Here is a 3658-nt window from a genome sequence, read left to right as displayed (position 1 = left end):
CTCCAGTTCACGCGCCGCCGCTATGCCGGCGCGTGAACTGGAGCCTGTTCCATCCCGATGAAATCGGGACGGGGCTCTGTCTGTTTGTTCGAGCATGATCTTTTCCGAAAACACTTTTCGGGGTCATGCCCGCGTCAGAAGCTGATCTTCATCTGGGCGATGCGATCCCAGAAAAGCACGAGCGATACCGCCAGGCCCACCAGCGCGCCGGCGGCGATCAAGCCGAGGCCGGCGAAGAAGGTCGTCCAGCCGTTGCGGCGCGTTGCGGATTGCAAGGGTGGCTCTGCTTCCTGGACATCGGCACGATGCAGGCCAGGCACGGCGCTCTCGACCGCACCTTCCATCATCCGCTGCCGCTCGACGACACGCTCGGCCACGTAACGCGTGACGGCATCCGCAACGAGCTTCATATCGGTCGATTCAGCCAGCACGACGCGGCCGATGCGCGTGTCCTTGAGGAAGCGGTAGGTGCGGCGGTCGCGCCCCATGGCGACGTGGCTGACGGCATCGATCCACAGTCGCGGCTGCAGGCCCGACGAGACGGCGAAGTCGAAATTGTCCATGTCGGTCGGCACACCGGCGAAGACGGGGGCGAGTTCGGCGGCCATCAAGTCGAGCCGCATGCGGTGCGCCTCGCGCATGTCGACCACCACGTCGTCGCGGTCGGCGAAGGCGTTCTTGACGTCACGGATGGCATCCGCCAGCTTTTGCGACGGTTCGATCGGGGTGATTTTGTCGCCTGCATCCATCATGGCGGCTGCCTCACTGTTGGTTAACAGCGAGTTAACACAGTCGCCGGCAAAATGCACTGCGAGATGGGGCTCAGCTCGCTTCCGCGCCGAATGCGGGCCGCGGGCGTCTGCCGCGGCGCCGCGTGTTGCGGCGCACGACCTCTGCAATCAGGTCAGGAGCTTCCTCGACCAGCATATGGCCTGCTTTCAACACGTGATGCAGGCGGAAATGCGCCGGCAGGCCTTCGGCCTGGTCGACGGGCAGGACGGGATCGTCCGTTCCCCAAACCACCATCACCGGCATGCCCAAGGTCTCCAGCCGTTCGCCCGGTATGACACCTTGCCGGTCGTCCTTGGTCATCATGGCTGCCGTATCGACAAGGATCTGCAACTGGCCTGGCCTTTGACGCATGCGGAAAAGCGCCTCCACCACGTGTCCGGGCGGCAAGCTCCCCGACCCCGACATGGCGGCAAGACAAGCATGAATCTCGTTCCTGTCGGCTGCGGCGGCATAGCGGCGCAGCAGCGGACCGTTGATTTCGGGTCCGAAGCCGCCGGGCGCCAGCAAGGTCAGCGAGGCAACCCTTTCGGGTTCGGCCAGCGCCATCAACGTTGCGATCGCACCGCCCATGGAATGGCCAACGAGGTGGACCTTGCCCAGCCGGCGATCAGAAAGATCCGCGAGGATGGCCCGTGCTGCCGGCTTGGCGCCGCCATTTCCGTCGCACTCCAACGAGTTTCCATGGCCCGGCAGGTCGTAAGCCAGCACCCTAACACCCGGCAGCAATGCGGAAATCACGTCGCGCCATATCTCATGGCAACTGCCGAAGCCGTGCAGCAAGACGATCGTCCTCGAGCCTGCACCGTGCTCGGCGGCATTAAGGGATGGGAGCATGAAATTTATCGGCTGCGAAGCAAAACAAGCGGGTTATTCCAAATGGTGGCTGCATTGCTCCCCGGCCGAGTCGATAGCCAGTAAATTCTTCGCGACTGGGAGCGATCAGCAATGAACCTGATTCATTAGTTTACTCTAATGGTCGTCCTCGTGCCATTTTTGCGATATCCGAGCAGCCAAGGATCGATTCCATCATAGGGTCGACGAGGCTGAGACAGGCTTGCGATCGCTCAGCTTGGGTTGCCGATCCCCGCAGCCCGCAAGGACTGCACCAGCCGATCGGTGAGATCGGCGGGATACTTCCTGTCGACAAAGGTCGCGCGCGGATTGGCTGCGAATTTCGGGAATTCGGCCGTCAGTTCGTCCGCCAGCTCGCTTGCTAGCTTGTCGCGGCCTGAAATCTTGGCGCCGATCAGACGTGCGGCCAGGTAATGCGATTTTGACGCCGTGGTCCTGAGCGATTCGCTGGCGATCGCGGCCCTCTTGGTATCGCCTTGCATGAAGGCTCCGAGAAACAGGCCATAATCCCACCAGGTCGGGTGGCCGCTGAAGGTTTCGACGGCATGTTCCAGGATCGGCGTTCCTTCCTGATATTTGCCGGCGAAGATCAGGCCGTAGCCATAGGCGGCGGCCATGCCGAGATCGTAGGGGTTGAGTTCATAAGCCTTGCGCATCCAGCGGATCGCTTCATCCGTGTTGCCGAGACGCGAGTTGAGGTAGCCATAGGCGCGATGCGCGTGCGGGCTCATCGGCCCCATCTGGATGGCGCGGTGTGCAAACGACATGGCCTGCTCGACCGTTGCGCCGGCCGGATAGGAGTAGTGGTTGTTGACGGCTTCCAGATGCAGGGAAGCGAGCTCCGAGTAAACGAGTGATGACTTGGTGCCTTCGCCGACCAGCTTCTCCAGGCAGCGATACGCGGCTTCGTGCGTCTTGGCGCTCTGGTCGAGATAGTAGCGGTCGTCGAGCACCAGACATCCGATCTGGCTGGTCTGGATGTCGCTCTGATCGATATAGCTGTAGATCGCGCCCGAAGCGGGGACGGTCGAGGTCAGGAGGCTGGCGATATTGCCTTCGACCGCCGAAGACGCGCTTTCGATCGGGTCCAGATTGCGTGACAGGAGAACCCGTCCGGTCGCAACGCTCTGCAATTCGACCGTGACGTTGCCGGAGACCGGTCCGGGAATAATTTCGAAAACAAAGCTGATCGGATCGGCGGAACTATCGCGTGTCCCATCGGCGTCGCGTCCGATGAAGTCTATGGTGTCGAAGCCGGCGAGGCCGGCGCGCAGCGAAGAGGCGACACGGGCCGCCTCCGGCCCGTCGGCCTTGATGGCCACGTAAATCAGAGGCAGGCTGTCGAACTTTTGCGAAGTGACGCTGCCGGTCGCACCTGCCGTTTCGACCGGCGCGGCGGCATCGCCACCGTGGAAAAAGGCATCGCCCTGGCGGATGACGAGCACGCCCAGCATGGCGATGACCAGAACCATGGCGGCCCAGAAGAACCGCAATTGGCGCGTCAGCGATGGGGCGGATGCGGGTGTCGCCGGGGGCGGCATCAACGTGGCATCGACGGGCGCAGCATTCTCGAAATGCTCGGACGAAAGCGCAGAAGCTTGGCCGGCATCGGCGGACAGCCGGATTGCATTCAGCTCGTAAGAAGGCACATAGCCACCGCGCGGAATTGCGATGCGCACCGGCTCGGCAATGCCCTCGTTGGCGAAATAATGGTCCAGAAGCTCACGCAGCCGCCCCGCCTGGACCCTGACGACCGCGTCGGTCGACGCGTCGAAATCGCCGTCCTTGCCGAAGACATCCATGGCGATGGAAACGCCCTTCAGCCTGTCGCCTTCGCCGGCCTGCTCACGCTCGACGAGATAGCGCAACAGCCGGCGGGCACGTTCGGAGCGTCCGAACGTTTCGCTGGCAAGCAGTCGCTCCAATGTCTCGCGCACTGCGGGGGCGGCAGGCGTGGCAGGCTCCAAGTGTCGAACCTTTCGAAGTCGGCACAGGTTAGTAGGTGATCATATAG

At 62.6% G+C, this 3658-nt stretch carries 3 protein-coding genes; all 3 read right to left on the bottom strand.

Annotation, left to right across the window (positions count from 1 at the left end; all coding sequences use genetic code 11):
* Window positions 1-134 precede the first annotated feature (134 nt).
* The 3 genes from EOA29_RS28870 to EOA29_RS28860 all read right to left on the bottom strand — a co-directional run bounded on the left by EOA29_RS28870 (window position 135) and on the right by EOA29_RS28860 (window position 3611).
* A complete protein-coding gene (locus EOA29_RS28870; RefSeq protein WP_126092301.1) occupies window positions 135-752 on the bottom strand; it encodes a hypothetical protein in 618 nt (205 codons plus the stop codon).
* 70 nt (window positions 753-822) lie between these two features.
* Window positions 823-1626, bottom strand: a complete 804-nt coding sequence (locus tag EOA29_RS28865) for an alpha/beta fold hydrolase (RefSeq protein WP_126092302.1) — start codon at window positions 1624-1626, stop codon at window positions 823-825.
* Window positions 1627-1856: 230 nt separating this feature from the next.
* On the bottom strand, window positions 1857-3611 hold the full coding sequence (locus EOA29_RS28860) for a tetratricopeptide repeat protein (protein ID WP_126092303.1): 1755 nt from the start codon (window positions 3609-3611) through the stop codon (window positions 1857-1859).
* Window positions 3612-3658: the final 47 nt, after the last annotated feature.

It is taken from the genome of Mesorhizobium sp. M1E.F.Ca.ET.063.01.1.1 (genome assembly GCF_003998155.1).
In the GTDB taxonomy this organism is placed as follows: Bacteria; Pseudomonadota; Alphaproteobacteria; order Rhizobiales; family Rhizobiaceae; genus Mesorhizobium.
The sequence above is the reverse complement of the archived record's forward strand: the minus strand, read 5'-3'. Positions and strand labels throughout refer to the sequence as shown.

Coding starts and splice junctions, on each gene's coding strand:
- EOA29_RS28870 (WP_126092301.1), bottom strand. CDS start 752: ATGATGGATGCAGGCGACAAAATCACCCCGATCGAACCGTCGCAAAAG.
- EOA29_RS28865 (WP_126092302.1), bottom strand. CDS start 1,626: ATGCTCCCATCCCTTAATGCCGCCGAGCACGGTGCAGGCTCGAGGACG.